A 23,609-nucleotide genomic window follows, 5' to 3' on the forward strand; every position below is an offset into this window, starting at 1 on the left:
GGCATCCGCCGCACGATCCGACGGGGTCGACGTCGCCAGGAGGCGGTGTCGACCCCGTCCGTCCGTTCAGCTGGTCTGCTGCACCCGCAGCTCGGCGAGTCCGACGTTCCGCGTGCTCGCGCTGACCGACGTGGTCGTGAAGGCGACCGACGTCGAGGCGCGCGAGGCGAATCGGACCGTGGTCGCGCCTCCTGCGGCATCGAGGGCCGGCACGGCGACCGTGCTGCCGTCCGAGAAGGTGAGTGTGCCGCCCGTCACGTCGTCGGCGAGGTTCGGGCGATCGTGCAGCACGATCGTGTCCATCGTCACCGGCGTCGACCAGCGGAGCGTCAACGTCACCCCGACGCGCCCCCAGGGCGCGACCCATTCGTTCTGCGGGGCACCGGGATAACCGTCCGCCACGCCGTCGATCGCCTTGTCGGCCGTCTGCCCGCTCGCCGCGTCGTCCCAGCTGGCGGTGGCGACGGCCCCGGCCGTCACGTCGGTGACCACGGGCGGGGTGACGACGGGCGCCGCCGTCGCCGAGCGCACCACGATCTCGGCCAGCCCGACGTTGCGGGTCGTGCTCGACACCGAGGTGACCGTCAGCATGACGGACGAGGAGGTGCGTGCCGGGAACGTCACCGTGCTCGCCGTCCCGTCGTCGGCGAGCGCCGGCACCGCCACCGTCGACCCGTCCGAGAACGAGAGGGTCGCCCCGGTGATGCGGTCGCTCGTGTTCGGCCGGTCGTGCAGCACGACCTGGTCGATGCTGCGAGCGGACGGCCAGGTCAGGGTCAGCCGACTGCCGTCGCGGCCGCCCGGGGTGGCCCATTCGGCCCGGTGGTCGCCCGGATACCCGTCGGCCACGCCGTCGACCGCTTTGACGGCGGTCTGGGAGTCGGCGGTGTTCTCGGAGCTCGCGGTGACCGTCGCGCCGGAGGTGACGTCGTACGCCGAGAGCGGCGCATGCGGGTCGACCGGCACGGTGACGACCGGCGTGGGCGGCGTGGTGGTCACGGTGGCGACCGCGTACTGGCGGCTGAACCACTCGCGCTCGGACCGGTTCCAGCAGGCGTCCCACCCGCCGCAGGTCGCCGGGTCGTGCTCGGCGTAGCGGAAGAAGACGTCGGCCTTGTCGAGCACCTGCGGCATGGTCAGGTTCGAGGGGCGATCGCGGATGCCGTAGCCCTGATACCCGGCGAACCCGTGCGGTGTCGCGTAGAGCCGCTGGGCGGCGTCGGTCAGATAGCCGACGACGTGGTGGTCGGGGTGATCGCCGTCGTGCATGGTGCCGAGGTGATCGAGCGTGTTCACGTTCGTCGGCTGGACCGCGGTCATCAGAGCCAGCAGCGTGGATCGCAGCGAGGCGAGGGTGTACGACGACGACCCGTCGACGGTCGTGAGGGAGTCGATCGCTCCCGTGTAGAGCGCGGTGAGGCTGGTGTCGCCCGTGCTCGGGAACCCGGCGCCGTCGGTGCCCCCGTCGGGCAGTCGCAGCGAGACGAGCTGCACGCGCGGGTCGGCGTCGAGGCGGGCGACGGCGACGGCGCGGCCGTCGACGTCGACGTTCGACGTCGTCCACGCGTCGTCGACGTGGAGGATCTCGGCGTAGGCGGCTCGCGGCCCGAGCTCGCGCTCGCGCCAGTACTGCTCGACGTGCCCGCCGTCGCCGGCCGTGACGAACACCGTCGTCACGCACCGCCCGGCCTGCAGATCGGCGACGAGCGTCGAGCTCTGGAACAGCAGGTCGTCGTCCTGGTGCGCGACGACGTTCAGCGTGGTGCCCGCGCCGCAGCCGGTCGGGGTGAGCGGATGCGGGGCGTGCCCGGTGTCGGCGGCGACGGCCGGTCCGGCGGCGAGGAGGGCGCCGGCCAGCGTCAGCGCGACGACGACCCCGGCGACGGCAGGCGACGACGGACGGCGCGCCGCACCGCGCCGACTAGCCACGGACGGCCTCGGGGTCGGCGAGGCGGTAGAGCACGGCGGTGGGGCTCGAGTAGACGACCTGCCAGCGGTCGTCGGCGGCGAAGGCCCGCCCGAGCTCCTGGTAGTCGGCGTACGTCTGGAACCCGTAGCGCTCGTCGTAGGCGCCCAGCACGTCCGACACCAGCACGTAGTACTCCGACGCCTGCCAGCCGAGGGCGAACTGGCTGGTGAGCTCGCGCTCGTCCGCGACGGCGTCGTAGTCGGGGCCCGTGTCGGCGTAGCCGCCCAGCGACTCGCGGGGCACGTACTGCACCTCGTCGTACTTGGCCGTCCGCGCGCCCGGGGTCGCGTTGCCGTTGCCCGGCACGAGCAGGGCGGCGCCGAACTCGGCTTCGTCCTCGAAGGCGAGGGTGGCGCGGGTGGTGTCGGCGCTGGCGACCCGGTTCCAGTCGAGGGCGGTGTTGCCGAACACGTTGACGGCGACGACGCCGACGAGCGCCACGGCGAGGGCGGTCGTGCCGAGACGGCGAGGGAGGCGGCTGGGCCAGGGCAGCATCACCGCGAGGATGCACAGCCAGGGGGCGGCGAAGAGGGTCACGCGGAAGATACCCTCGGCGCCGTAGTTGGTGGCGATGATCAGGCTCACCGGGCTGGCTGCGGCGAGCACGAGCGCCCACTGCTGGCGGCTCTTGCGATGCAGCAGGAACGACGCGAGGGCGGCGAGCCCGATGATCACGAGCACGACGGCCGGCAGACCGAACGCGAGCGTGTTGACCAGCGGCTTGTCGAGGGTGGCGCCGTCGTGCACCGGCGGTGCCGCGTTGTCGATCACGTTGCCGGCCGCGGCCGGCACCAGGAAGGTGCCGAGCACCGACCGGTTCGCCAGGGCCCAGATGACGGCGGGCGCCAGCACCAGGACAGGGGTCCACCACGGACGCACGAGTCGGAAGACCACGAAGACGCCGAGCGCCGCCGTGGTCAGGTACGGCGAGATCTGGTGCGTGACCGCGAGCGTCGAGCCGAGCACGAGGATGGCCGCGAGCGACCACCGGCCGAGGACTCCGGAGGCGCGGGGCCGGGCCGAGTGGGCCGGGTCGCCCTCGGCGACGAGCTCGCCGGGCGCGGCGGGTCGGCTCGTGACCGCGAACGACGTCTCGCGCGCGGGGCGCCCGGCGCCGAGCGCCAGGGCCGCGATGCACAGCGAGAGGACGATGCCGAGCGACTGCGGCGAGAAGTAGATGGTGTTGAGGGTCAGCGTGAGGGCGAAGAGACCGCCGGCGAGCCAGGCGCGGCCGTCGTCGGCGAGGAACCGACGAGCGAGCACGGTGGCCGCGAGGGCGATCATGGGGGTGATCATCACCGGCCACCAGGTCGCCACGACCATCACGTCGCGGATGCCGGCGACGTCGGCCACCCACGCGACACCCGAGAAGAGACCCGCCCACGACTGGAAGATGTCGCGTCCGAGGGTGACTCCGCCGTCGGCCCGGATCGACTCGATCACGCCGACGTGGCGGGCCGCGCTGACCATGGTCGGGGTGCCGTAGACGATGGCCTGCGACAGGACGACCACGCCGCTGAGCGCGAGCAGCGGCAGGGCGGGGCTCCGGTGCGTGACGAGCGCGAAGACGGTCGCCGCCACGAGCAGGCCCAGACCCGCGAACCAGCCGGGGCCCTCGAGCGAGAAGAGGCCGCCGGGGGTGGGGTCGCTCCGCACGAGCAGCGACGATCCGACGACGAGCACCAGGGCGACGGCCGTGGCGAGGGGCACCCAGGGCAGGCGGTCGGCGATGCCGGGCCGCGCCTCCTCGGCGTCGACGGAGTCGGTGACCGTCTCGAAGGGGCCGTCGAGTCTCGCCGCGCGGTCGAGGCCGATCGCCATGATCTCGCGGACGGTCGCCGTCGCGAGCAGCACGATCGTCGCCATGACGACCGTGGTCATCGTCTCGGCCGGCTGCCAGACGTGCGTCCGGGCCATGGCGGTGCCGATCAGCACCGTCGCCGACAGGCTCGTCACCACGGCGATCAGCGTGAACCGCGACAACCGCATCGGAGCGGCCAGCAGCACGGGGGCGATGCCGAGCTCGAGCAGCAGGAAGACCGGCACCGCCAGCTCGCGGAGCGCCGTCGCCTGCGTGGCGAAGCCGATCCCCATGACGATCAGGGTCAGCCAGACGAGTCCGGCCGCGGCGAGCCGCTGGCCTGGCGACATCACCGCGTAGGCGTCGCGGGTCGGGACGAGGGTCGGGTGACTGCGGCTCGCGAGGTCGGGATCGGCGCTGTCGGGGCGCGCACTCGCGGGGGCAGAGTCAGCTCGGGTCACGAGTGATCTCCAGTGGGTAGCCGCCGACCATCACGGGCGGCGCGCTCGACCGACGGAGCAGTCTGACCCTGGGTGGGGGTCGCCTCGTCGGCGGGGTGGAAGAGCGCCGGGTTCGGGTCGGCGTGATTCGGGTTGCCGCCTCGCCCTCGGGTGTCGGGCGTGGCGGGTCCGTTCAGAGTAACTTGCGCTCAGCTCCCCCGCGATACGCAGGGGCCGGACATCGACAGGGTGAACAGTGGACTACGCGTCGACCTCCCGGCGGGTGCCCCTCGATCGGGGGGTGCCCCGTTCGACGGGGGTCGCCTTGACCCGCGCGACGTCGCGGGCGATGATCGTTCGATCGTTCCGACGCGCCGGGTGCACCCGCGCCCGCTTCGGCGACGATCGCTACCCGAAGGAACCCACGACGTGCCGAACACCGAGAGAACCCGTGCGTCCTCTCGACGACGGCGGACGCGCGTCGCCGTCACCACGGTGGTCGTCCTCTCGGTCGTGGCGCTGGTCGGGCTGCCGATGATCGTCCTCGGCGAGGACTCCGGCGCCGTCCCCCCGTGGAGCACCGACGAGGCGTCCGGCCCGGTGGCCCCGGTGCCGAGCGACGCGCCGACGACGTACTCCCCCGCCGACCCGTCCGACACGGGCACCGCGCCTCCGGCGGGCGGGGTGCCATCCGCCCCGCACCTCGACATGTCGGCCGACGCCCCCGGCTCGGCGTCCGCCGCCGACACGGCGTCCCCGAGCGGCGAGGCCGCACCCGTCGGCGACCTGCCGGGGTGGAGGCAGATCTTCGTCGACGACTTCGACACCCCGGTCGCCCGCGGATCGTTCCCCGGGCCGTACGCGGACTCGTGGCTGCCGTACGACGGCTTCACCGACACCAACGACAACGGCACGTACCGGGCCGGCGCGATCTCCGTCGCCGACGGCATGCTGTCGCTCGGCGTCTCGGCCCTCGGTGACGAAGTGACGTCGTCGGCCGTCGTGCCGCTGGTCGACGGCGAGTGGGGCGGGCAGACCCACGGTCGCTACAGCGTGCGGCTGCGCGCCGACCCCGTCGAGGGCTACAGCGCGGCGTTCCTGCTCTGGAGCGACGAGAACGACTGGGACGACGGCGAGATCGACTTCCCCGAGGGCCACCTCGACAAGGAGGTCAGGGCCTACAACCACAAGCTCGGAGACCCGTCCGAGAACTCGTTCGACCGCCGCACGGCCGTGCCGTTCAGCGAATGGCACACCTACACGATCGAATGGGGTCCCGACGAGATCGCCTTCCAGATCGACGGAGTCACCATCGGCACCACCCGGAGCGACATCCCCACGGCGAAGATGCACTGGGTGATGCAGATCGAGACCCTCAAGAGCGCCCCGCCGGACGGCGCGCAGGGCGCCGTCCACATCGACTGGGCCACGATCTACCGCTACGACGGCTGAGCGGCTCCCCGGCTGCGCTCGCCCGCTCGACGACGGGCCCGCCGCCCCGAGCCCCGACGGCGGGCGTGCGCCGTCAGCACGGCCTCGAGAGCATCGATGTGCTGCTCGTGGGGGAACCCCTCCGCGACCCGGTCGCGGCAGCGTTCGCCCAGACCGGGGTCGTCGTGCCTCCAGTCGAGCACCGACGCGATGCGGGCGGCGAGGTCGAGCGGGTCGGCCGGGCGCACGAGCAGGCCGGCGAACTCTCCCGAGAGCACCTCGGAGACCGCCCCGACGTCGGTGCCGACGGCCGGCCGCCCCGTCGACATCGCCTCGATCAGCACGCGACCGAAGGCCTCGGGCAGATGCGAGGCCATGACCACGAGGTCGGCGGCGTGCAGCAGCGGGACGACGTCGCGCCGGGTGTCGAGCAGACGGTACGACCCCTCGGGCAGACCGGCCAGAGCCTCGAGCACCTCGGGTTCGACCGGTGTCGGCCCCGCCAGCACGAGCACCGCGCGCTCGGGGTCGAGGGCGAGCCCGCGCCAGGCCTCGACGAGCGTCAGCACGCCCTTCTCGACCGACAGCCTCCCGTAGCTCAGCACCACGCGGGCTCCGGGAGCGATGCCCAGTCCGAGGTCGTGACGGGCGCTCTCGAGCTCCGCCGCGCCTCCTGGGGGGTACTCGTCGGCGGAGACGGCGTTGTGCACCACGGTGATGCGCTCGGGCGAGATCCCGGCGGCGACCCAGAGGGTCTTCATGAACTCGGAGACGGCGACGAAGTGCGCGACCCCCGTCATCACCAGCCGCGTGCGGTGGAAGTTCGGCGCGTGGTGCAGGTGACAGACGATCGGCAGCCCGGCCCAGCGCGCCGCGAGCTGCGCCCAGACGATCTGCTCGGGGCGGTTCAGCCACAGCACGTCGGAGGCGAGGCTCCGCGCCCGCACGATCGACGGTGCGAAGCGCCGCAGATCGCCGAGCACGCTCGACCGGTCGACGTCGAACGGGTACGGCCCGATCGGCTCGACCCCGAAGGCCGCGTACTCGGCACGCTGCACGCCGTCGTGGTGGAACAGCACGTCGACGCGGTGACCGCGCCCCACGAGGCCCACGGTGTCCTGCAGCATGCAGAGCTCGACGCCGCCGACCGGTCGCAGCCGCTCGGCGGTCGTCAGCACCCTCAGGGGCGTCGACGACCCGGCTCGCGGCCCCCTGGGGTCCGGGCGGAGCCGAGGAGGCGCGGTCACGATCGCGCGGCCACCGGCGCATCCGCCGGGCGCGGGGCGATCGCACGCGCGAGTCGCCGGCTGCGCAGGTAGGCGAGCGGCCCCCTGGGGTAGTCCCGCAGCTCGTTCAGCACGAGCGACCGGGGGTACTCGTCCTCGAGACCGGCGGGGCGGCTCTCGGCGGCGTCGGACGCGCCTCCTCCGATGCGGGAGAGGCTCTGCGCCGCCATCGACCGGACGGCGAGGGGCAGCTGCCAGGCGAGCCCCGCGATGTGACGGCGGTCGCCGAGCACGAGCGAGGTGAGCATGGCGGTGAAGCCCAGCCCGTTGCCCCGCAGCTGCTTGAGCAGCTCGTCGGTGCCGCGGCGGTGACGGTGGTGGACGACCGCCGCCGGCTCGTAGGCGATGCGGCCGCCCGTCCAGAGGACCCCGATGAACGCGGCGAGGTCCTCGCCGCCACGGGCGGGCGTGCCCGTGCCGAGGGCCAGGTCGAAGCCGCCGATCCGCTCGAGCGCGCTCCGACGGAACGACATGTTGGCCCCGGCGCCGTACGCGCCGACGCCGTAGACCGCGAAGCGGCGCACGACCTCGCCGTCGTCGACGACCGTGATCCGCGCCCCGCGCACCAGGCGCGACGCGGGGCGTTCGGCGTCGAGCACGAGCGGTCGCCAGGTCCGCTCGCCGCTGAAGCCGCCGTAGTAGCGCTCGAACCAGATCTGGGCCGGGGTGTCGAGCTCGGCGGGCAGGATCAGACCGGTGACGGCGTCGACCCGCGGGTCGTCGACGAAGCGCTGGGCGAGCTCGCGCAGCCAGTTCGGCTCGACCCGCACGTCGTCGTCGGTGAAGACGATGATGTCGCCCCGGGCCGCGGCGACGCCGGCGTTCCGCCCGGCCGAGATGCCCTTGCGGGGCTCGTGGATGGCCCGGACCCGGTCGCGACCCGCCACGAGCCCGGGCAGGACGTCGTCGGACGGGAGCACGGGCCGGTTGTCGACGATCAGGAACTCGACGTCGGGGTAGTCGACGTCCGCGAAGCCGTCGAGCATGAGCTCGAGGTCCTCTCGCCGTCCGACGATCGTCGACACGACGACGGTGACGGCGGGGAGGCGGTCGTCCGGGAGGCGCGGCGGGCGCGAGGCCTCGTAGCGGATCGAGTCGTCGCGCAGATCGGTGAGCGGCGTCAGGGCCGCGCGCGCCGCGGCCGGGTCGTCGGTGAGCATGACGTCGGCCACGCCGACGGGGAGACCGCGCCAGGTGCCGAACACCATGGCCGAGTCGTACCGGTCGTCGGCCACCAGGTCGGGGAGCGGCTCGGCGAGGTCGAGGACGACGACCCGGCGCGGGGCCGGTTCGACGACCTGGGGGCGGCGGGTCATGAGGTCTCCTGGTCGTGGCGTGATCGGTGCGTGGGCATGGCGGCGACGGGGTCGTCGAGGGCGGGGGCCTCGGCTGCGGGGGCTTCCGGCGCGGCGCCCGCGGCGTCGTCCGCGGCGTCGTCGTCCGCGGCGTCGACCTCCGGGGGGCGGCGGGCGGCGGCGAGACGGCGGAGGAACCACGGCAGGCAGGCCAGTGCGACGATGCAGCGCCCGATGTTCCATTCGAGGGTCTGCGGCAGCGCGATGGTGGCCCCGGCGACGACCACGCTCGCCAGCACGGTGAGCAGGAGTCCGAGCGGGGCACCGTGCCACGCGACGCGCTTGGGCAGGACGACGAGCTGCAGGCCCGCGAGCACGGAGTAGGCGATGACGGTCGCGACGGCCGCGCCGAGGATGCCGAGCGGCGGCACCAGCAGGAGGTTCAGGCCGACGTTGGCCGCCGCCGCGACGCCGGTGATGACGCCGAGGGTCTTGGCCCGCCGCTCGATGGTCAGAAGACGGCCGCTCGCGCCGCCCGCGGTCGCCGGGTAGGCCGTCAGCGCCACGACGAAGACGACGATGGTGAGACTCGACGGGTCGAAGCTCGCCGGCACGAGGATCGGCATCGCGAAGGGGGTCACGAGAGTCAGGGCGACGATGATCGGGTTCAGCAGACGGTAGATCTCGTTGCGCGCCGTCATCGCGAGCGCGAACCGGGCCGTCTCGTCGCGCATCTTCGCGAAGTGCGGCGCCCACGCGCTGTTGGTGAACGAGAGCAGCAGGATGACCGACGAGCCGACCACGTACGCGACCTGGTACCGGCCGACCGCGTCGGGGCCCATCAGCCGCTGCAGCACGATTCGGTCGCCGGCGTTCAGGACGAAGTACGCCAGGCTCGCCAGGGCGAGCGGCACGCCGAACGAGAGGGCGCGCTTCGCGACCGGCCCGTTCACCAGACCGCCGATCAGCGGTCGGGTGAAGCAGAGCCCGATCACCATGGCCAGGGTCTGGCTGATGACGCTGCCCCACGCGTAGGTGAGCGCGCCGCCGCCGAGGGTCAGCAGCAGGGTCAGTCCGATCGCCTGGCCGCCCACGGCCGACACGATGCTCGTCGTGGCGAACGCCCGGAAGCGGTCTTCGGCGAGCAGCAGGGCGAGCATCACCTGGACGGCCGCCGACGGGGCAGCCCACAGCAGGACGACGAGCAGCAGGTCGTGCTCGCTGCCGAAGCCGAGCGCTCCGGCCCAGAACGGCACGGTGAGCACGGCCGCCGCGGTGGCGACGAACGAGATGACGAGGCCGACGGCGACGAGCCCGCGGGCGTTCCGGGCGTCGCCGTCCTCCGCGTGCTGCAGCACGAGAGCCTGGTCGAGACCGAGCAGCGCCAGCACGCTGAGCACCTGGAAGATCGCCTGCGCGGTCGAGAAGGCGCCGAAGTCGGTGACGCCGAGCAGGTGGGCCAGCACCGGCGAGACCACCGTGCCGACGACGAGCTGCAGCGACCAGATGATGACGTAGAGCAGACCGCGCCCGAAGAGCCGCGACTGGTCGGGGTCGGCGGGGGCGGCGTCCGCGCCCGCCGACCCGGTGTTCCGGGTCGGGTCGGTGACCGGCGGCGGGTCGAAGACCGGCATTCCGGCCGCCGGCGACGCAGCCGACGGGCGCGGCTCGGGTTCGGCCGCGTGTCGGGGTGAGGTCGGGGGCAGCCGGGTCTCGGCGGGGTCGTCGGGTCTCTCGGGCGGGGCTGACCGCATGGGTGGTGTCCTGTCAGGTTCGGGTCCTGGACGCAGCCTGCCGGACGCTTCGGGGCGCGTCGGCGTCGTCGATCGGGCCGAGGGGTAAGCGAGCCTGGTCGAGCGTCGAAGACTGAAGCTATCTCATGGTCGAGCGTCGGACAATGCCGCGTCCGGGGTGCGCGAGCACTCCGTGGCGGCCCGCTCACCCCGTCTCACCCGCGGGTGTCCTGGCTCCCGTGCATCCCCGCTGAGCTGCGGATCAGCGGATCGTCGTGACGACGTCGACCAGGCTGGGGCGCGCGGGGGCCGAGCCGAACCCGAAGCGCACCGGCGGGCTGAGCGGCGCCAACGGCCCCAGATCGTCGCCCGCCCGCGTGGTCACGGCCGCCGAGACGTCGCGGACCAGCGTGACGCCGTAGTACTCGCGCTTGCCGCCGCCCGCCGAGCCGGCCGTCCGCGCACCCCGGACGAGCACCCGCGCGACCGGATCGATCAGCCGGAGCCACAGCGGCTCCGTCGCGACCCGACGCGGGACGATGCGCATCAGCATGCCGAGCGGCGACACCGCGCCGATGGTCAGCCGGACGGCGAGATCGCCGGCGGTCACCGCGATGCCACCGTCGACGCGACGCGTCTCGACCGGTACGACGCGCACCTCGTCGAACGTGTAGGTCGACGAGACGTAGTCGGCGACGGCCTGCGAGGGAGCCAGCAGGAGGCGGTGGCCGGCGCCGTCCTCGATCATCACGTCGGTGAAGCGGCCGAGCGGCGAACGCTCCCACATGCCGATCACGACACGAGTGCCCGAGGCGGTGCCGATTCCGGCGATCCGGCCCTCGAAACGGGCTGCAGGCGCACGACGACTCATGCGGGCGACGGTACGCCGCCGTCGCCGGGACCGCGCCGTCTTCGCGGGTGCCGACCCGCACCTCCTCCGGGACCGCGTCCTCCGGGGACGGCACCGCACCTCCTTCGGGGCCGCGCCGCGCCTCCTCGGAGTCAGTACCCGGCGTCGACGTCGACCACGCCGACGGGCTCGTGCCCGGCTGCGAGCGCCTCGATGTTCGCGCGGACGCGCTCCTGGAAGAGCGGCGCGGTCATCACGTCGGTGTTCGCCTGATGCGGGGTGATCAGGGCGCGCGGTTCGCTCCAGAGCGGGTGACCGTCGGGCAGCGGCTCGGGGTCGACCACGTCGAGCCCGGCGCCGCCGATCGCACCCTCGGCGAGCGCCGCGACGAGTGCGTCGGTGTCGACGAGGGGCCCGCGCGCGATGTTGACGAGCACGGCGGTGTCCTTCATGGCGGCGAGCCGGTCGGCGCCGATCAGGCTGGTCGTGCCCTCGGTGAGCGCCGCGGCGACGACCACGACGTCGGCGTCGGGCAGCACCTCGTCGAGGCGATCGGTGGTGACGGTGCGTGCGGCCCCCTCGACCTCGCGGGCGGTGCGGACGACCATCGACACCTCGACGTCGAACGGCTGCAGCAGCCGGAGCAGCTCCGTGCCGATGCCGCCCGCCCCGATGATCAGCACATGGCCGCCGTTCAGCGAGATGCCGCGCTGCGTCTGCTCCCACGACGAGGCGCGGGCCCGGATCTGCAACGACCGCAGCGTGGCCAGCGTGAGCGCGAGCGCGTGCTCGGCGACGGGCGCGCTGTAGGCGCCCTTCGCGCTGGTGAAGACGAGCCCGTCGCGGCGGGTGGCGCGCATGGTCTCGACGTACGCGTCGACCCCGGCGCTCGGCAGCTGCACGACGGCGACCCCGGGGTGCTCGTCGACGGCGCGGCGCAGCTCGGCCTGGTCGACGCGGCCGGCGACGACGATCATGCGGGTCTCGTCGCCGAGCTCGACCTCGCGGGCGCCGGTCTCGGCGAGCGCCCGCCGGGCCGGGGCCGCGCCCCACGCGGCGGCCTCGGGTGCGTCGGCGGCGGCGGCGGGCAGGATGGTCACGGCGAGATCGGTCATACGTCAACCTACCGAGCCCCGCCCCGCGCCTGCCCGCTGCCGCCGCCGCTCCCCCGCGTGTGCAAATCGCGACCAGATCCGGCCTCCGAGCGTCGAAACCAGCCTTCTGAGCCGTGTGTGAACGCGCACAGGTCGGGTTCGGCCCGCAGAATCCACCTGGCCAGGTCGGGTTCGGCACAGGCGACGCCGGCCACCTCCCCCCGATCCCGACCTGCGCCTCCTCAGTTGACGACCCGCGCCTCCTAGGCACCACCCCCGCTCCTCCCCGGTGTGCAAATCGCGACTAGATCTGGCTTTACTCGGCCAGGACGGGTGTTTTCGAGGGTGTGTGAACGCGCACAGGTCGGGTTCGGCCCGCGGGATCCGTCTGGCCAGGTCGGGTTCGGCACAGGCACCGCCCGGCGAGGTCGCGATCTGCACACGCCACCCGCCGACGACGTCGCGATTCGCACACGACGCTCACTGACCAGGTCGCGATCTGCACACGCCTGCCACCGCCGAGGTCGCGATTTGCACACCAGCGCCACCGAGAGGTCGCGATCCGCACACGCCAGCCCAGCCGAGGAGGCGCGGCTCAGGAGGCCGTCAGCGCCGGCTCGTCGAGTCGGCCGGGCGAGCAGGCCTGGGCCCAGACGGCGTCGAGCGACAGCCCGAGCACGCCCGCGATCGCCGCGACGGTCGCGAACGACGGGGTCGCGATGCGCCCGGTCTCGACCTTCCGCAGGGTCTCGGGCGAGACGCCTGCGGCGATGGCCGTCTCGAGCATCGAGCGCTGGCCACGGGCGCGGCGCAGCGTCGCGCCGAGTCGGCGACCGCGCTCGACCTCGGCGGGGCTGAGAGGGAGTCGGACCATGCAGCCGATAGTAGTACCGGTACGACATGGCCGGTATAGTTATCGCCAGCTGCGCGTGATAGTTATCGCCAGCCGCGCGTGACCTACCGCACGCCCGCACGCCCCCACGCCCCACCGCACCTCCAGACCACCGCACCCCGCACCCCGAAAGGCCCCCGCGTGATCGAGATCCTCACCCCCGACGAACTCCGCCGAGCCCGGCGCACCGGTGCGCTGGTCGGCGACATCCTGCACGAGCTGTCGGGGCGCGCCCGGGTCGGCACGAACCTGCTCGAGATCGACCGGTGGGCGCGCGAGATGATCCTCGAGGCCGGGGCCACGTCGTGCTACGTCGACTACGCGCCGTCGTTCGGGCGGGGTCCCTTCGGGCACTACATCTGCACCGCGGTGAACGACGCGGTGCTGCACGGGCTCCCCCACGACTACGCGCTGGCCGACGGAGACCTGCTTACCCTCGACCTCGCGGTCGTGCTCGACGGCATCGCGGCCGATGCGGCCGTCAGCTTCGTGGTGGGCGACTCCCCCCAGCCCGAGAGCGACGCCCTGATCGACTCGACGCGCCGCGCCCTCGCGGCCGGCATCGCGGCGGCCGGCCCCGGTGCTCGCCTCGGCGATCTGTCGGCGGCGATCGGCGCGGTGCTCAGCGCCGACGGCTACCCGATCAACGTCGAGTTCGGCGGTCACGGCATCGGCTCGACTATGCATCAGGACCCGCACGTGGCGAACACCGGTCGCGCCGGCCGCGGCTACAAGCTCCGCCCGGGGCTGCTGCTCGCGCTCGAGCCGTGGATCATGGCCGACACCGACGAGCTGGTCACCGACCCCGACGGCTGGACGCTCCGCAGCGCGACCGGCAGCCGCACGGCGCACACCGAGCACACGATCGCGATCACCGAGACCGGCGCCGAGATCATGACGCTGCCGGCGCACCTCCGCGCCTGAACCCCGAGCGCCCCGCGGGAGCACGATGGGCGCATGACCGACCACGACGACAAGGCCACGCGCGACGAGTTCGGCGACGCCGTCAACATGACCGCCTCCGAGCTCGAGCGCTGGCTCGACACCGACGAGTCGAAGGAGGTCGGCCAGAAGACCGACGGCCACGAGTCGACCGGTCACGCGAGCGGTCGGCGCATCGTCGGCATCCTGAAGAAGAAGCAGGCCGACTACACCGATGACGACTACGCCCATATGCGCAAGGTCGTCGGCTACGTCGCCCGCCACTCGAAGCAGCGCCCCGACGGCGACGTCACCGACACGCCCTGGCGCTGGTCGCTGATGAACTGGGGCAACGACCCCCTGAAGTAGCCCCGGCTCCGTCAGGGCGGGCCGGGCCGCTCGGACCCGGCCGGGTCGACGGGAGCCGAGGAGGCGCGGTCAGGCGCCGTCCGTCGGCTGACGAGCCCGGAACGCCACCATGTTCATGCGGTTGCCGCATCGCACGCTGCAGAACCGCTTCGAGCCGTTGCGCGACAGGTCGACCAGCACGCCGTCGCAGTCGGGCGCCTCGCACGCCCGGAGGCGCCCGACCTCGTCGGAGCGGATGACGTCGACGAGGGCCAGCGCCGCCTCGACGCGGATGCGCACGGCGAGCGGGGCGTCGTCGGCCGTCGCGTGCACGTGCCAGTCGAAGTCGTCGTGCCGCACGAGGCGCGGTGTCGCGTCGGCGGCGCCGAGCAGGGCGTTGACCTCACCGACCATCGTCTCGCGATCGAGCGACCACAGTCGTCGCAGCTCGGTCCGTGCCTCGTGCACCTCGCGCAGCTCGCGCTCGTCGTGGTCGATGCGCCCCGAGAAGCCGCTCTCGGCCAGCAGCCCGCCGAGCTGCTCGATCGTCGCGAGCTCGTCGGCACCCGACCTCGACGCCGAGGCGGACGTGTTGAGCAGCACGACGTCGAAGGCGAGGACGTCGGTCGTGTCAGGGGCGAAATGCAAGTTGACTCCTTATCCGAAGACACCTTAGCGTCAGGACCAACACCTCCTCCAGCCCCTGACCAGAAGGCGTCCCATGTCGCATCACCCGACCACGCGGGGCCTGCTCGTCGCCCTCGTCGCCGCCACCTCGTTCGGCGTCTCGGGCGCCCTCGTCAAGCCCCTCCTCGAGGGCGACTGGAGCCCCGCCGCGGCCGTCACCGTGCGCGCCCTCGTCGGCGGTCTCGTGCTGGTCCCCTTCGCCCTCCGCGCCCTGCGCGGTCGCGGGCGCACCCTCTGGACGGCCCGGTGGCGCATCCTCGGCATGGCCGTCGTCGGCGTGGTCGGCACGCAGGTCTTCTACTTCGCAGCCGTCCGGCGCATCCCCGTCGGCACCGCGATCCTGATCGAATACATGGCCCCGCTCCTCCTCGTCGCCGTCGCCTGGGTCGTGACCCGTCGCCGGCCGGCCGCAGTCGTCCTGATCGGCGCCGCCGTCGCCGCCGGAGGGCTCGTGCTCGTCGTGTCGCCGAGCGGCGGTGGTCGTCTCGATCCCATCGGCCTCGCCTCGGCGGCCGTGGCGATGGTCTGCTGTGCCGCCTACTTCGTCATCGCGGCCCGGCCGACCGAGGGACTCCCTCCCGTGGCGCTGGCCTGCGCAGGGCTGCTGCTCGGGGTCGTCGTGCTCGCGATCGTCGGACTGACCGGCCTGGTCCCCTACACGGCGTCGACGGCCCCGGTCGAGCTCTTCGGCGCCACGACCGCCTGGTGGATCCCCATGCTCGCCGTCGGCGTCGTCGCCACCGCGATCTCGTACGCGGCGAGCATCACCGCGACCACGATGCTGGGGTCGCGACTGGCGTCGTTCGTCGGTCTGCTCGAAGTCGCCGCCGCCGCGCTGTGGGCGTGGATCCTGCTGGGCGAGTCCCTCACCCTCCTGCAGGGGCTCGGCGGCGCGGCGATCCTCGTGGGGATCGCCTTCGTGCGCTCGGATCGCGAGGGCCGGCCCGAAGACACCGTGGCCGAAGCCGCGCCCGCCATCGCACCCGTGGCCCAGGCGGCGCCCGCACCCGCCGTCGACATGCCGGACGCGGCTCCCCCGGGGGCTAGCGTGGAGCGGTGACCCCGTTGACCCTCGGCCTGGCCGCCGCCGCGATCATGCTCGGGGCGCTGACCCAGCGCATCTCGGGGATCGGCTTCGCCCTCACCGCCGCGCCCCTGCTCGTCATCGTGCTCGGCCCCGAGGCCGGCGTCACCGTCGGCAACGTGCTCGCCGCCGCCCTCGCCGCGGTGCTGCTCGCGCAGACGTGGCGCACCGTGCGGTGGCGGCGCGCCCTGCTGCTCGTGGCACCGGCGCTCGTCGCCGTCCCGATCGGGGCGTGGGTCGTCCGCACCGCCCCGACCGGGCCCCTGACCGTCGCCGTCGGGGTGCTCGCCCTGGTCGGCGTGCTCGTCATGGCGTTCTCGTCGACCGTGCGGCTGCTGCCCGGCCCAGGAGGCGCGGTGGCGGCGGGTGCGCTCGGCGGCTTCATGAACGTCACGGCCGGGGTCGGCGGCCCCGCGCTGACGGTGCACGCGACCAGCGAGCGGTGGTCGCGTGACGTCTTCGTCGGCACGGGGCAGGTGTTCCTCCTCTCGGTCAACCTCGCGTCGGTGCTGTCGAAGGGCGTGCCGTCGGAACCCTGGGGCGTCTGGGTCGGCGCCTTCGCCGCCCTCCTGATCGGCGCCGTCGCCGGCCACCGTCTGAGTCGGCACGTGTCGGCCCGGGTGGGGCGCATCCTCGTGCTCGTGCTCGCAGCGGTCGGCAGCGCAGCCGCGGTCGTCCGGGGCGTTCTGCTGCTCTGACGGTCGGAGGCGGACGGTCGCGCGGTGCTTGTCGCCGGGCCGCCCCGTGCGGCAGCATGGCGTCATGCCCTCGCTGACCGCCGTCTGCCGCGTCCACGCCCTCCTCGACGACTCGGGCTCGGTGGGCGTCACGGCCATCGACAAGCGACCCGTCGACGGCCCGGTCGAGGTCAAGCGGCTCGGCGTCCGCGGCGACGTCCAGGCGAGCCGCGCCCACCACGGCGGCCCCGACAAGGCCGTCTACGCGTACGCCGACTCCGACGCCGAGCACTTCGCGGGGATCCTCGGCTACGAGGTGACACCCGGGCTCTTCGGCGAGAACCTGCGGGTCGACGGGCTCGACGTCACCGGCGCCGTCATCGGCGAGCGCTGGGCCGTGGGCGAGTCGCTCGTGCTGCAGGTGACCATGCCCCGCACGCCGTGCGCGACCTTCGCCCGCCGACTCGGCGAGAGCGGCTGGGTCAAGCGGTTCCAGGCGGAGGGGCGCCCCGGCGCGTACCTGTCCATCGTCAAGGCCGGCCCGGTCCGGGCGGGCGATCCGATCGAGGTCGTGTCGCGCCCTGCGCACGGGGTCACCATCGGCGACGTCTTCGCCGGTCTCGAGCCCGAGCAGGCGTCGGCGCTCCTGGCCGCGCCCGCACCCCGGCTCAGCGAGATCGTGCGGGGCCTCGCCGAGAAGGCTGCGACTCGGGCAACCGTCGGCTACTGACCCTCCCGACCCGCGCCTCCTGGCCCTGCCGACCCGCGCCTCCTCGGCTCCCCGCCCCGCGCCTCCTCGGCTCCGGGGTCAGACGCGCTGCTGCCGCGGCACGACGACCCGCTCGAAGACGAGCATGCCCGCCGTCGCGATCGGGATGGCCACGAGCGCCCCCAGCACGCCGCCGAGGGCCCCTCCGCCGAACGCCGCGACGATCACGAGGGCGCCGGGCACCGCCACCGCCTTGGACATCACGCGCGGGGTCAGCACGTACGCCTCGATCTGCGCGTAGACGAGCAGCACGACGCCGACCACGAGCGCGGTGACGGGCGAGACGGTGATCGTCGCCGCCACGATGACCGCGTACGCCACGACCGTGCCGACCACGGGGATCAACGCCCCGAGGAACGCCAGGGTCGCGAAGAGCACGGGCACGGGTCCGCCGGCGATCGACAGCACGATGAACACGAACACCGCGTTGACCGCGGCCAGCACGACCTGACCGGCGACGTAGCGGCCGACCGACAGGAAGACCTCGTCCGAGATGTCCATCACGCGCTCGCGGTGGCTGCGGGGCACGGCCCGGCTGAGCGAGCGGAGCATCTGCGGCAGGGTGATCGCGAAGTACAGCGTCAGGATGGCGACGACGATGACCGCCGTGATCGCCGAGGTGATGCCCTGACCGACGGCCAGGATGCCGCCGCCGAGCGCGAGCAGCTGATCGGGGTCGAGCAGGTACGACGACACCGCGCCCACCGCGTCGTCGATGTCGAAGTCGAAGCCGACGGTCTCGACGGCCTGCTGCACCCACGGCTCTCGCGACAGCTGCTGCAGGGTGGCCGGGGTCTCGCGGATCACGTAGCCGATCTGCTCGACCAGGGCCGGCACCACGGCGGCCACGATGCCGACGACGACCCCGATCACGAGCACGACGGCGGCGACCACCCCGACCCAGCGCGGGGCGCCCGCGCGGACGAGTCTTCGGACCACCGGCTCGAACGCCAGTGCGAGGAAGAACGCCAGCCCGATGTACACGAGGATCGTCGACAGCGCCATCAGCGAGACGATGATGCCCACGCCGAGTCCGCCGCCGAGCGTGGCGATCAGACCGAAGCGGAACGCCCCCGTGCGACGGGCGGGATCAGGAGGCGCGGGGTGCGTCGCGCCCGTCGGCCCGGTCGCCGTCGCCGAACGACGGACGGAGCGGGCGCGTGAGGAGAGAGCCATGCGGCCATCCTGGCGTGCCACCGCGGCCGGGGGCCGCCGGCGTCGGGGGCCGCCGGGCACGACACGGCCCCACCCGGTCGCCGGCCGCAGCGGTCTGCGGTCGACGCCCGAGCGGGGCCGGAGGGACGGGTGTCGCTAGTTCGCGGACCCGTCGGAGATCTCGCTGTCGTCGCTCTCCTCGGAGTCGTCGACGAGGCCGGGCTTCGAGCCGTCGGGCAGCCCTTCGGTGCGCTTCGCCTGCTCGTCCGTGACGTCGGTCGATCCGTCGGGGGCGGTGGTCTCTTCTGGTGTGCTCATGCCCGGCACCCTACGCCGCGACTCCGGGGTCGTGTCCACCGAGAAGATGCAGACCATGAACTATTCTCGGCGGGCTCGGGTACCATCGGTGCTTCTGGCCGTCCGGTCTCGGCGACTCCCCTGCCGCACGTTCGCGCCTCCTCTCCTCCTTCTGCTCCTGTCCGGCCCCGCGCCGCACGAAAGGCCCCTCATGACCGACGCCACCGCCCGGGCGACCGCCCCCGCGCCCGCCATCCCCCGGCAGTCCTGGCTGGCCCTGGTGGCCCTCCTGCTGGGCATGTTCATCGCGCTGCTCGACACCACCATCGTCAACGTCGCGCTGCCGACCATCCGCACGACGCTCGACGCGTCGGAGGCGACCCTCTCGTGGATCATCTCGGGCTACGCCCTCGCCTTCGGCCTCACGCTCATCCCCGCCGGCCGCATCGGCGACCGCATCGGGCACAAGTGGGTGTACTTCACGGGCGTGCTGCTCTTCACGCTCGCCAGCCTCGCGTGCGGAGTCGCGACGAGCGACGTCCAGCTCGTGGTGTTCCGTGTGGTGCAGGGTCTGGCCGGCGGCATCTTCGTGCCCGCGGTGACGGCGTTCATCCAGCTGCTGTTCCCCGGGCGCTCACGGGGCAAGGCGTTCGCGATCATGGGCGCCGTCATCGGCGTCTCGTCGGCCCTCGGGCCCATCATCGGCGGGCTGATCATCCAGGCCTTCGGCGACGAGAACGGCTGGCGTCTCGTGTTCTTCGTCAACCTGCCGTTCGGCGTCATCACGCTGATCGCGGCGGCCATCCTGCTGCCCAAGCGCGACGAGTCCGTGCCCCGCCCCGACAAGGGCCTCGACGTCGTCGGGCTCGTGCTCGTCTCGGCCGCGTTCGTCGCGCTGCTCGTGCCGCTCATCCAGGGGCAGGACGAGGGGTGGCCGCTCTGGACGTACCTGACGATCGCCGCCGGCCTCGTGCTGCTCGCCGCCTTCGGACTGTGGGAGGTGCGCTACACCCGCTCCGGTCGCACCCCGCTCGTGCCCCCGACGCTGTTCTCGCACCCCTCGTTCACCGGCGGCGTCGTCCTCGCCCTGGTCTACTTCGCCGCGTTCACCAGCATCTTCTTCACGATCTCGCTGCTCTGGCAGTCGGGCCTCGGGCACAGCGCGCTCGCCTCGGGCGCCGTGGCCATCCCGTTCGCGGTGGGCAGCATCATCAGCTCGTCGCAGAGCAACCGGATCGCCCAGCGCCTCGGTCGCAACGTGCTCGTGCTCGGCACCGCCCTGGTCGCGGTCGGGCTCGGCTCGATGTGGATCATCCTGATGCTCACCGACGCCGCCGACCTCACCAACTGGCTGCTGCTCGTGCCGCTGCTCGTCGCGGGGCTCGGCAACGGGTTCTTCATCGCCCCGAACGTGCAGTTCATCGTCGCGACCGTCGACCCCCGCGACGCCGGCTCGGCCAGCGCCGTCATCTCGGCGATCCAGCGGATCGGCTCGGCGGTCGGCATCGCGATCATCGGCAGCGTGCTGTTCGGGTCGTTGCCCGGTGGCCGCGAGCTGGCCACTGCGGCGGGTCGCGCCACGGGCTTCACCGACGCGGCGGCCGCGGCGATGGGCGTCAGCGCGGCGTTCGCGGTGCTCGCGTTCGCCCTCGTGTTCGCACTGCCGCGCCGGGTCGACCAGCACCGCGGGGCGCCCGCCCCGGCCGACGCCGCCTGACCGCCGGCGCAGGCGGTGCTCCCGCTCCCGCTCCGCTCCCGCTCCGCTCCGCGAACCAGCGTCGATGAGTCACGACACGCCGCGCCTCCACCCGGGGCCGCGGCGTGTCCCGACTCATCGACGCCGGTCGACGCCCGCTAGCGCTTGACGGCGTCGATCTTCAGCATGCGCGCGATGACGTGGTCGAGCTGGTCGTCGTCGAAGATCTTCTTCCAGTCGTCCTTGACGATCGACTCGCGGCCGTAGTCCATGGCGATGTGGCAGGCGTCCGAGAACGGGTTCGAGCCGCGCAGCGCGTTGGTCAGCGCGATGCCGGTGTGACCCCAGAGCATGGCCCGGGCGGCCTCGGCGGGGACGCCGGCCTGGTCGACCGTCGTCTCCAGCGCCTCCTGCAGCAGTTCGCCGATCATGCACGCGATGGTCTCGACGAGCGTCGGCTCGAGGATCGCCAGCTGCTTGACGGTGACCCAGTGCACCTGGATGACGGGTGCGTAGATCGTGGTGATGACGTCGGTCGCGAGCTGACGGACGGCGTCGGCCGGCTCGCCCTCGAGGGCGGCGACGACCTCCTGCGGGGCGGCGATGCCGCCGAACGTGTCGGCGTACTCGGCGTCGGTGCGACGCTCGAGGAACACCGACGGGTGGCACGGGTGCGCCACCGCGTAGTGGATGTCGTCGCGGTGCTCGAGCAGACCGGCGTACGCGGCGGCCGGGTCGAGGGTGAGGATGATCGAGCCCGACTTCATGGCGGGCACGACGCTCTCGGACACCTTGCCGAGCACGACGTCGGGCACCGCGAGGATGACGACGTCGGCGTCGGCGATCGCGTCGTCGGTCGAGGTCACCTCGCGCCCGAGGCCGCGGATCAGCTCCTGCCCGGCGGGCGACGCCTCGCTGTAGAAGACGGTGTAGCCGCTCTTCTCGAGGTTGTTCGAGACGCGCTGTCCCATCTTGCCGCCGGCGCCGATCACGGCCACGGTGACGTCGGGGGTCCCCTGGTCGGCGGCCTGCGTCACGGTCTGCGTGCTGAGGGTGTCAGTCATTGCTGTTCTTCTTCCTGAGGTGGTCGATGGTCAGGGTCGTCCACTCCGCCTCGAGGCGGGTGGTGGTCTCGTGGTCGCTCTGCCAGGGCAGCCAGTGCTCGACGACCTGGTTGATGCCGCGGGCCTCGGGCTCGAGCAGGGCGAGCATGCCGTCGTAGTCGAGTCGTCCGGCGCCGAGGGGCGTGCTGGTGAGGGCGAAGCCGACCCAGCCGTCCTCGCGTGAGAACGCGAAGTCCTTGATGTGCCAGTTCTTGACGAACGGCGCGCAGCGGGCGGTCACGTCGGCGGGGTGCTCGAGGTTCGCGACGGTGTTCGCGGGGTCGAGCACGATGCCGAGCCGGTCGCTGTCGATGCTGCGCACGACGGCCACGAGCTCCGTCGAGGTCACCTGCTCGTAGGTCTCGAGGGCGAGGGTGACCCGCGCCTCCTCGAACTCGGGCAGCACCTCGCGGAGGCGCCGGTCGGTCTCGATCGCGTCGGGCCGATCGTCGCCCGCCGTCCACATGCTCCGGACCAGGGAGGCGCGGAGCGCGACCGCGAGGCGCAGATACGTCCGCAGCACGGCCGGGTCCGTCCCCCGCGTGCCGAGCTCGAGCGTCAGATCGAGCTCGTCGGCCAGGGCGAGCAGTGCGGCGAGCCGGTCGTCGTCGTAGTCGGCGAGCGGCGCGTGGTCGCAGATCTGGAACAGCCGGACGCCCTGCGCGGCCGTGTCGCGGAGCATGTCGTCGAGCGTCATCGGCTCGGGCACGCGCTCGGAGCCGCGCCAGAAGTAGGCGTAGGTGCTGAGGCCGATCATGCGGGCGCCACCTCGCCGAGCGCCAGCGCCTCGTCGAGTGCCAGCGCCTCGTCGAGTGCCAGCGCCTCGTCGAGGATGCTCTCGACGGCCGAGACGTCGTGCGCGAACCGTCCGAGGAACAGCCCGTCGACCTCGCCGCCCAGCGTGGTCAGCAGCCCGGGCCCGGCGCTGCCGCCGTAGACGACGCGGCTGCCGGTGCAGGCGGGCGACGACTCGAGATGCGCGTCGATCGCCCGCACCACCGCGACGATGTGCTCGGCGGCTGCGGGCTCGGGGGCGCCGATGGCCCAGACGGGTTCGTAGGCGACGAGCAGCGGGCCGGTCAGACCGGCTGCCGCCGAGGCGGCGAGGGCGGCGTCGATCTGCTGCGTCACCTCGAGCGCGGCCACGGCGGGCGGGGCCTGCTCGATCTCGCCGACGCAGAGCAGCGGGGTGATGCCGTTGCGCAGGGCGGCGGCCGTCTTGGCGGAGATGACGGCGTCGTCCTCGAAGAAGAGGCGGCGGCGTTCGGCGTGACCGATCTCGGCGAGCGTGCAGCCGATCTCGGCGAGCTCGACCCCGCTGACCTCGCCGGTGAAGGCGCCGGAGTCCGCCGACGCGAGATCCTGTGCACCCAGCCGCACAGGAGCCCCGTCGAGGGCGTCGCGCACCGGCACCAGGGCCGGGAACGACGGCACGACGAACAGCTCAACGAGACCGGAGCGCACCGCGGGGTGACGCTTCGCCAGCTCGCCGACCGCCGACGACCACTCGATGGTACGCGTGTGCGTGAAGTACATCTTGAGACTCACCCCGATGGTGAACCGGGGGTTCGCGCGCGCGGTGCTCATGACCGGCCGTCGAGCCCCACGGTCTCCGCCGAGCCGTCGTACTCGCAGATGGACCGGACCTTGTCGGCCGAGGCGCTGCTCGTGTCGAAGCGGTAGGTCAGCCATTCCTCCGCCAGGCGGCGCATCAGCTCGACGCCGACGACGCGCTGACCCATGCAGAGCACCTGCGCGTCGTTCGACAGCACGCTGCGCTCGACGGAGAACGAGTCGTGCGCCGTGACGGCACGGATGCCGGGCACCTTGTTCGCCGCGATCGCGACGCCGAGGCCGGTGCCGCAGATCAGGATGGCCCGGTCGGCCTCGCCCGCGGCCACCAGGCGAGCCGCGTCGACGGCCACATGCGGGTAGGCGGTGCGACCGTCTGCGTCGACCCCGACGTCGACGACGCTCGCGACACCCGGGTTCGCGGCGAGATCCGCTGTGAGGATCTCCTTGTAGTCGAATCCGGCGTCGTCCGATCCGACGACGATGCGCAGCTGGTCAACCATGGTGAT

22 protein-coding genes are annotated in these 23,609 nt (G+C 73.0%); 7 read left to right on the top strand and 15 right to left on the bottom strand.

From position 1 onward, the window contains the following. Positions 1–66 precede the first annotated feature (66 nt). Together ACZZY9_RS05545 and ACZZY9_RS05550 are read right to left on the bottom strand one after the other, a co-directional pair. Entirely contained in the window at positions 67–1,929 is a 1,863-nt protein-coding gene (locus ACZZY9_RS05545; RefSeq protein ID WP_463463305.1) for a PIG-L family deacetylase, read from the bottom strand. Then, the gene (locus ACZZY9_RS05550) at positions 1,922–4,231 is read right to left on the bottom strand and encodes a hypothetical protein (RefSeq protein WP_463463306.1); all 2,310 of its coding nucleotides are present in this window, start codon (positions 4,229–4,231) and stop codon (positions 1,922–1,924) included. Before ACZZY9_RS05550 ends, ACZZY9_RS05545 begins: the two co-directional genes overlap by 8 nt. A gap of 408 nt (positions 4,232–4,639) precedes the next feature. Between ACZZY9_RS05550 and ACZZY9_RS05555 the strand changes: the two genes are divergently transcribed. Next, a complete protein-coding gene (locus ACZZY9_RS05555; RefSeq protein WP_463463307.1) occupies positions 4,640–5,662 on the top strand; it encodes a glycoside hydrolase family 16 protein in 1,023 nt (340 codons plus the stop codon). Here the strand turns inward: ACZZY9_RS05555 and ACZZY9_RS05560 are convergent. From ACZZY9_RS05560 to ACZZY9_RS05585, 6 genes are all read right to left on the bottom strand, one after another. Continuing rightward, positions 5,650–6,819: a glycosyltransferase family 4 protein gene (locus tag ACZZY9_RS05560; RefSeq protein ID WP_463463308.1), complete on the bottom strand. Its 1,170-nt coding sequence runs from the start codon at positions 6,817–6,819 to the stop codon at positions 5,650–5,652. The genes ACZZY9_RS05555 and ACZZY9_RS05560 overlap by 13 nt on opposite strands. Before the next feature lie 65 nt (positions 6,820–6,884). Further along, on the bottom strand, positions 6,885–8,243 hold the full coding sequence (locus ACZZY9_RS05565) for a glycosyltransferase family 2 protein (RefSeq protein ID WP_463463309.1): 1,359 nt from the start codon (positions 8,241–8,243) through the stop codon (positions 6,885–6,887). Continuing rightward, positions 8,240–9,976, bottom strand: a complete 1,737-nt coding sequence (locus tag ACZZY9_RS05570; protein WP_463463310.1) for an oligosaccharide flippase family protein — start codon at positions 9,974–9,976, stop codon at positions 8,240–8,242. Before ACZZY9_RS05570 ends, ACZZY9_RS05565 begins: the two co-directional genes overlap by 4 nt. Positions 9,977–10,217: 241 nt before the next feature. Beyond that, entirely contained in the window at positions 10,218–10,826 is a 609-nt protein-coding gene (locus ACZZY9_RS05575) for a hypothetical protein (RefSeq protein ID WP_463463311.1), read from the bottom strand. Positions 10,827–10,957: 131 nt separating this feature from the next. Continuing rightward, positions 10,958–11,920 (bottom strand): NAD(P)-dependent oxidoreductase, encoded by a 963-nt coding sequence (locus ACZZY9_RS05580; RefSeq protein WP_463463312.1) that lies wholly within the window; start codon positions 11,918–11,920, stop codon positions 10,958–10,960. A gap of 574 nt (positions 11,921–12,494) precedes the next feature. Next, a complete protein-coding gene (locus ACZZY9_RS05585) occupies positions 12,495–12,773 on the bottom strand; it encodes a helix-turn-helix domain-containing protein (RefSeq protein WP_463463313.1) in 279 nt (92 codons plus the stop codon). Between the two features lie 159 nt (positions 12,774–12,932). Here ACZZY9_RS05585 and map point away from each other — a divergent pair, with 159 nt between their 5' ends. Both map and ACZZY9_RS05595 read left to right on the top strand, forming a co-directional pair. After that, positions 12,933–13,715, top strand: coding sequence for a type I methionyl aminopeptidase (gene map / locus ACZZY9_RS05590; RefSeq protein WP_243213927.1), 783 nt, complete (start codon positions 12,933–12,935; stop codon positions 13,713–13,715). A gap of 33 nt (positions 13,716–13,748) precedes the next feature. Continuing rightward, complete coding sequence (locus ACZZY9_RS05595; RefSeq protein ID WP_243213926.1) at positions 13,749–14,081, top strand: DUF3140 domain-containing protein; 333 nt, start codon at positions 13,749–13,751, stop codon at positions 14,079–14,081. Positions 14,082–14,150: 69 nt separating this feature from the next. Here ACZZY9_RS05595 and ACZZY9_RS05600 read toward each other — a convergent pair whose 3' ends face one another. Beyond that, complete coding sequence (locus tag ACZZY9_RS05600; RefSeq protein WP_463463314.1) at positions 14,151–14,708, bottom strand: CGNR zinc finger domain-containing protein; 558 nt, start codon at positions 14,706–14,708, stop codon at positions 14,151–14,153. Positions 14,709–14,781: 73 nt separating this feature from the next. Between ACZZY9_RS05600 and ACZZY9_RS05605 the strand changes: the two genes are divergently transcribed. The 3 genes from ACZZY9_RS05605 to ACZZY9_RS05615 all read left to right on the top strand — a co-directional run bounded on the left by ACZZY9_RS05605 (position 14,782) and on the right by ACZZY9_RS05615 (position 17,238). After that, entirely contained in the window at positions 14,782–15,807 is a 1,026-nt protein-coding gene (locus ACZZY9_RS05605) for an EamA family transporter (RefSeq protein ID WP_463463315.1), read from the top strand. After that, a complete protein-coding gene (locus ACZZY9_RS05610) occupies positions 15,804–16,529 on the top strand; it encodes a TSUP family transporter (RefSeq protein WP_192059099.1) in 726 nt (241 codons plus the stop codon). Before ACZZY9_RS05605 ends, ACZZY9_RS05610 begins: the two co-directional genes overlap by 4 nt. 64 nt (positions 16,530–16,593) lie before the next feature. Then, the gene (locus tag ACZZY9_RS05615; protein WP_463463316.1) at positions 16,594–17,238 is read left to right on the top strand and encodes an MOSC domain-containing protein; all 645 of its coding nucleotides are present in this window, start codon (positions 16,594–16,596) and stop codon (positions 17,236–17,238) included. A 78-nt stretch (positions 17,239–17,316) separates the two neighbouring features. Here the strand turns inward: ACZZY9_RS05615 and ACZZY9_RS05620 are convergent, their stop codons facing one another. Both ACZZY9_RS05620 and ACZZY9_RS05625 read right to left on the bottom strand, forming a co-directional pair. Next, positions 17,317–18,453 carry an AI-2E family transporter gene (locus ACZZY9_RS05620; RefSeq protein ID WP_463463317.1) on the bottom strand — a complete coding sequence of 379 codons (1,137 nt, stop codon included), beginning with the start codon at positions 18,451–18,453 and terminating at the stop codon, positions 17,317–17,319. A gap of 135 nt (positions 18,454–18,588) precedes the next feature. Next, on the bottom strand, positions 18,589–18,750 hold the full coding sequence (locus ACZZY9_RS05625) for a hypothetical protein (RefSeq protein ID WP_463463318.1): 162 nt from the start codon (positions 18,748–18,750) through the stop codon (positions 18,589–18,591). 190 nt (positions 18,751–18,940) lie between these two features. Between ACZZY9_RS05625 and ACZZY9_RS05630 the strand changes: the two genes are divergently transcribed. Next, the gene (locus tag ACZZY9_RS05630; protein WP_463463319.1) at positions 18,941–20,446 is read left to right on the top strand and encodes a DHA2 family efflux MFS transporter permease subunit; all 1,506 of its coding nucleotides are present in this window, start codon (positions 18,941–18,943) and stop codon (positions 20,444–20,446) included. Between the two features lie 137 nt (positions 20,447–20,583). On the opposite strand, the gene ACZZY9_RS05635 is transcribed toward ACZZY9_RS05630, so the two are convergent. Genes ACZZY9_RS05635 through ACZZY9_RS05650 form a run of 4 tightly spaced genes read right to left on the bottom strand, consistent with a single transcriptional unit; the run spans position 20,584 to position 23,603 of the window. Next, on the bottom strand, positions 20,584–21,489 hold the full coding sequence (locus tag ACZZY9_RS05635) for a phosphogluconate dehydrogenase C-terminal domain-containing protein (RefSeq protein WP_463463320.1): 906 nt from the start codon (positions 21,487–21,489) through the stop codon (positions 20,584–20,586). Continuing rightward, positions 21,482–22,285 (bottom strand): sugar phosphate isomerase/epimerase family protein, encoded by an 804-nt coding sequence (locus tag ACZZY9_RS05640; protein ID WP_463463321.1) that lies wholly within the window; start codon positions 22,283–22,285, stop codon positions 21,482–21,484. Before ACZZY9_RS05640 ends, ACZZY9_RS05635 begins: the two co-directional genes overlap by 8 nt. Continuing rightward, complete coding sequence (locus ACZZY9_RS05645; RefSeq protein WP_463463322.1) at positions 22,282–23,115, bottom strand: triose-phosphate isomerase family protein; 834 nt, start codon at positions 23,113–23,115, stop codon at positions 22,282–22,284. The genes ACZZY9_RS05640 and ACZZY9_RS05645 overlap by 4 nt, the downstream gene beginning before the upstream one ends. Further along, complete coding sequence (locus ACZZY9_RS05650; RefSeq protein ID WP_463463323.1) at positions 23,112–23,603, bottom strand: ribose-5-phosphate isomerase; 492 nt, start codon at positions 23,601–23,603, stop codon at positions 23,112–23,114. Before ACZZY9_RS05650 ends, ACZZY9_RS05645 begins: the two co-directional genes overlap by 4 nt. Positions 23,604–23,609 lie beyond the last annotated feature (6 nt).

Source organism: Frigoribacterium sp. AC394 (genome assembly GCF_979258095.1).

Excerpts from the sequence above, each read along its gene's own strand:
- ACZZY9_RS05595 (WP_243213926.1), top strand. The coding sequence starts at position 13,749 with ATGACCGACCACGACGACAAGGCCACGCGCGACGAGTTCGGCGACGCC.
- ACZZY9_RS05565 (WP_463463309.1), bottom strand. The coding sequence starts at position 8,243 with ATGACCCGCCGCCCCCAGGTCGTCGAACCGGCCCCGCGCCGGGTCGTC.
- ACZZY9_RS05650 (WP_463463323.1), bottom strand. The coding sequence starts at position 23,603 with ATGGTTGACCAGCTGCGCATCGTCGTCGGATCGGACGACGCCGGATTC.
- ACZZY9_RS05605 (WP_463463315.1), top strand. The coding sequence starts at position 14,782 with ATGTCGCATCACCCGACCACGCGGGGCCTGCTCGTCGCCCTCGTCGCC.
- ACZZY9_RS05580 (WP_463463312.1), bottom strand. The coding sequence starts at position 11,920 with ATGACCGATCTCGCCGTGACCATCCTGCCCGCCGCCGCCGCCGACGCA.
- ACZZY9_RS05635 (WP_463463320.1), bottom strand. The coding sequence starts at position 21,489 with ATGACTGACACCCTCAGCACGCAGACCGTGACGCAGGCCGCCGACCAG.
- ACZZY9_RS05630 (WP_463463319.1), top strand. The coding sequence starts at position 18,941 with ATGACCGACGCCACCGCCCGGGCGACCGCCCCCGCGCCCGCCATCCCC.
- ACZZY9_RS05575 (WP_463463311.1), bottom strand. The coding sequence starts at position 10,826 with ATGAGTCGTCGTGCGCCTGCAGCCCGTTTCGAGGGCCGGATCGCCGGA.
- ACZZY9_RS05620 (WP_463463317.1), bottom strand. The coding sequence starts at position 18,453 with ATGGCTCTCTCCTCACGCGCCCGCTCCGTCCGTCGTTCGGCGACGGCG.
- ACZZY9_RS05570 (WP_463463310.1), bottom strand. The coding sequence starts at position 9,976 with ATGCGGTCAGCCCCGCCCGAGAGACCCGACGACCCCGCCGAGACCCGG.
- ACZZY9_RS05640 (WP_463463321.1), bottom strand. The coding sequence starts at position 22,285 with ATGATCGGCCTCAGCACCTACGCCTACTTCTGGCGCGGCTCCGAGCGC.
- ACZZY9_RS05645 (WP_463463322.1), bottom strand. The coding sequence starts at position 23,115 with ATGAGCACCGCGCGCGCGAACCCCCGGTTCACCATCGGGGTGAGTCTC.
- ACZZY9_RS05585 (WP_463463313.1), bottom strand. The coding sequence starts at position 12,773 with ATGGTCCGACTCCCTCTCAGCCCCGCCGAGGTCGAGCGCGGTCGCCGA.
- ACZZY9_RS05615 (WP_463463316.1), top strand. The coding sequence starts at position 16,594 with ATGCCCTCGCTGACCGCCGTCTGCCGCGTCCACGCCCTCCTCGACGAC.
- ACZZY9_RS05625 (WP_463463318.1), bottom strand. The coding sequence starts at position 18,750 with ATGAGCACACCAGAAGAGACCACCGCCCCCGACGGATCGACCGACGTC.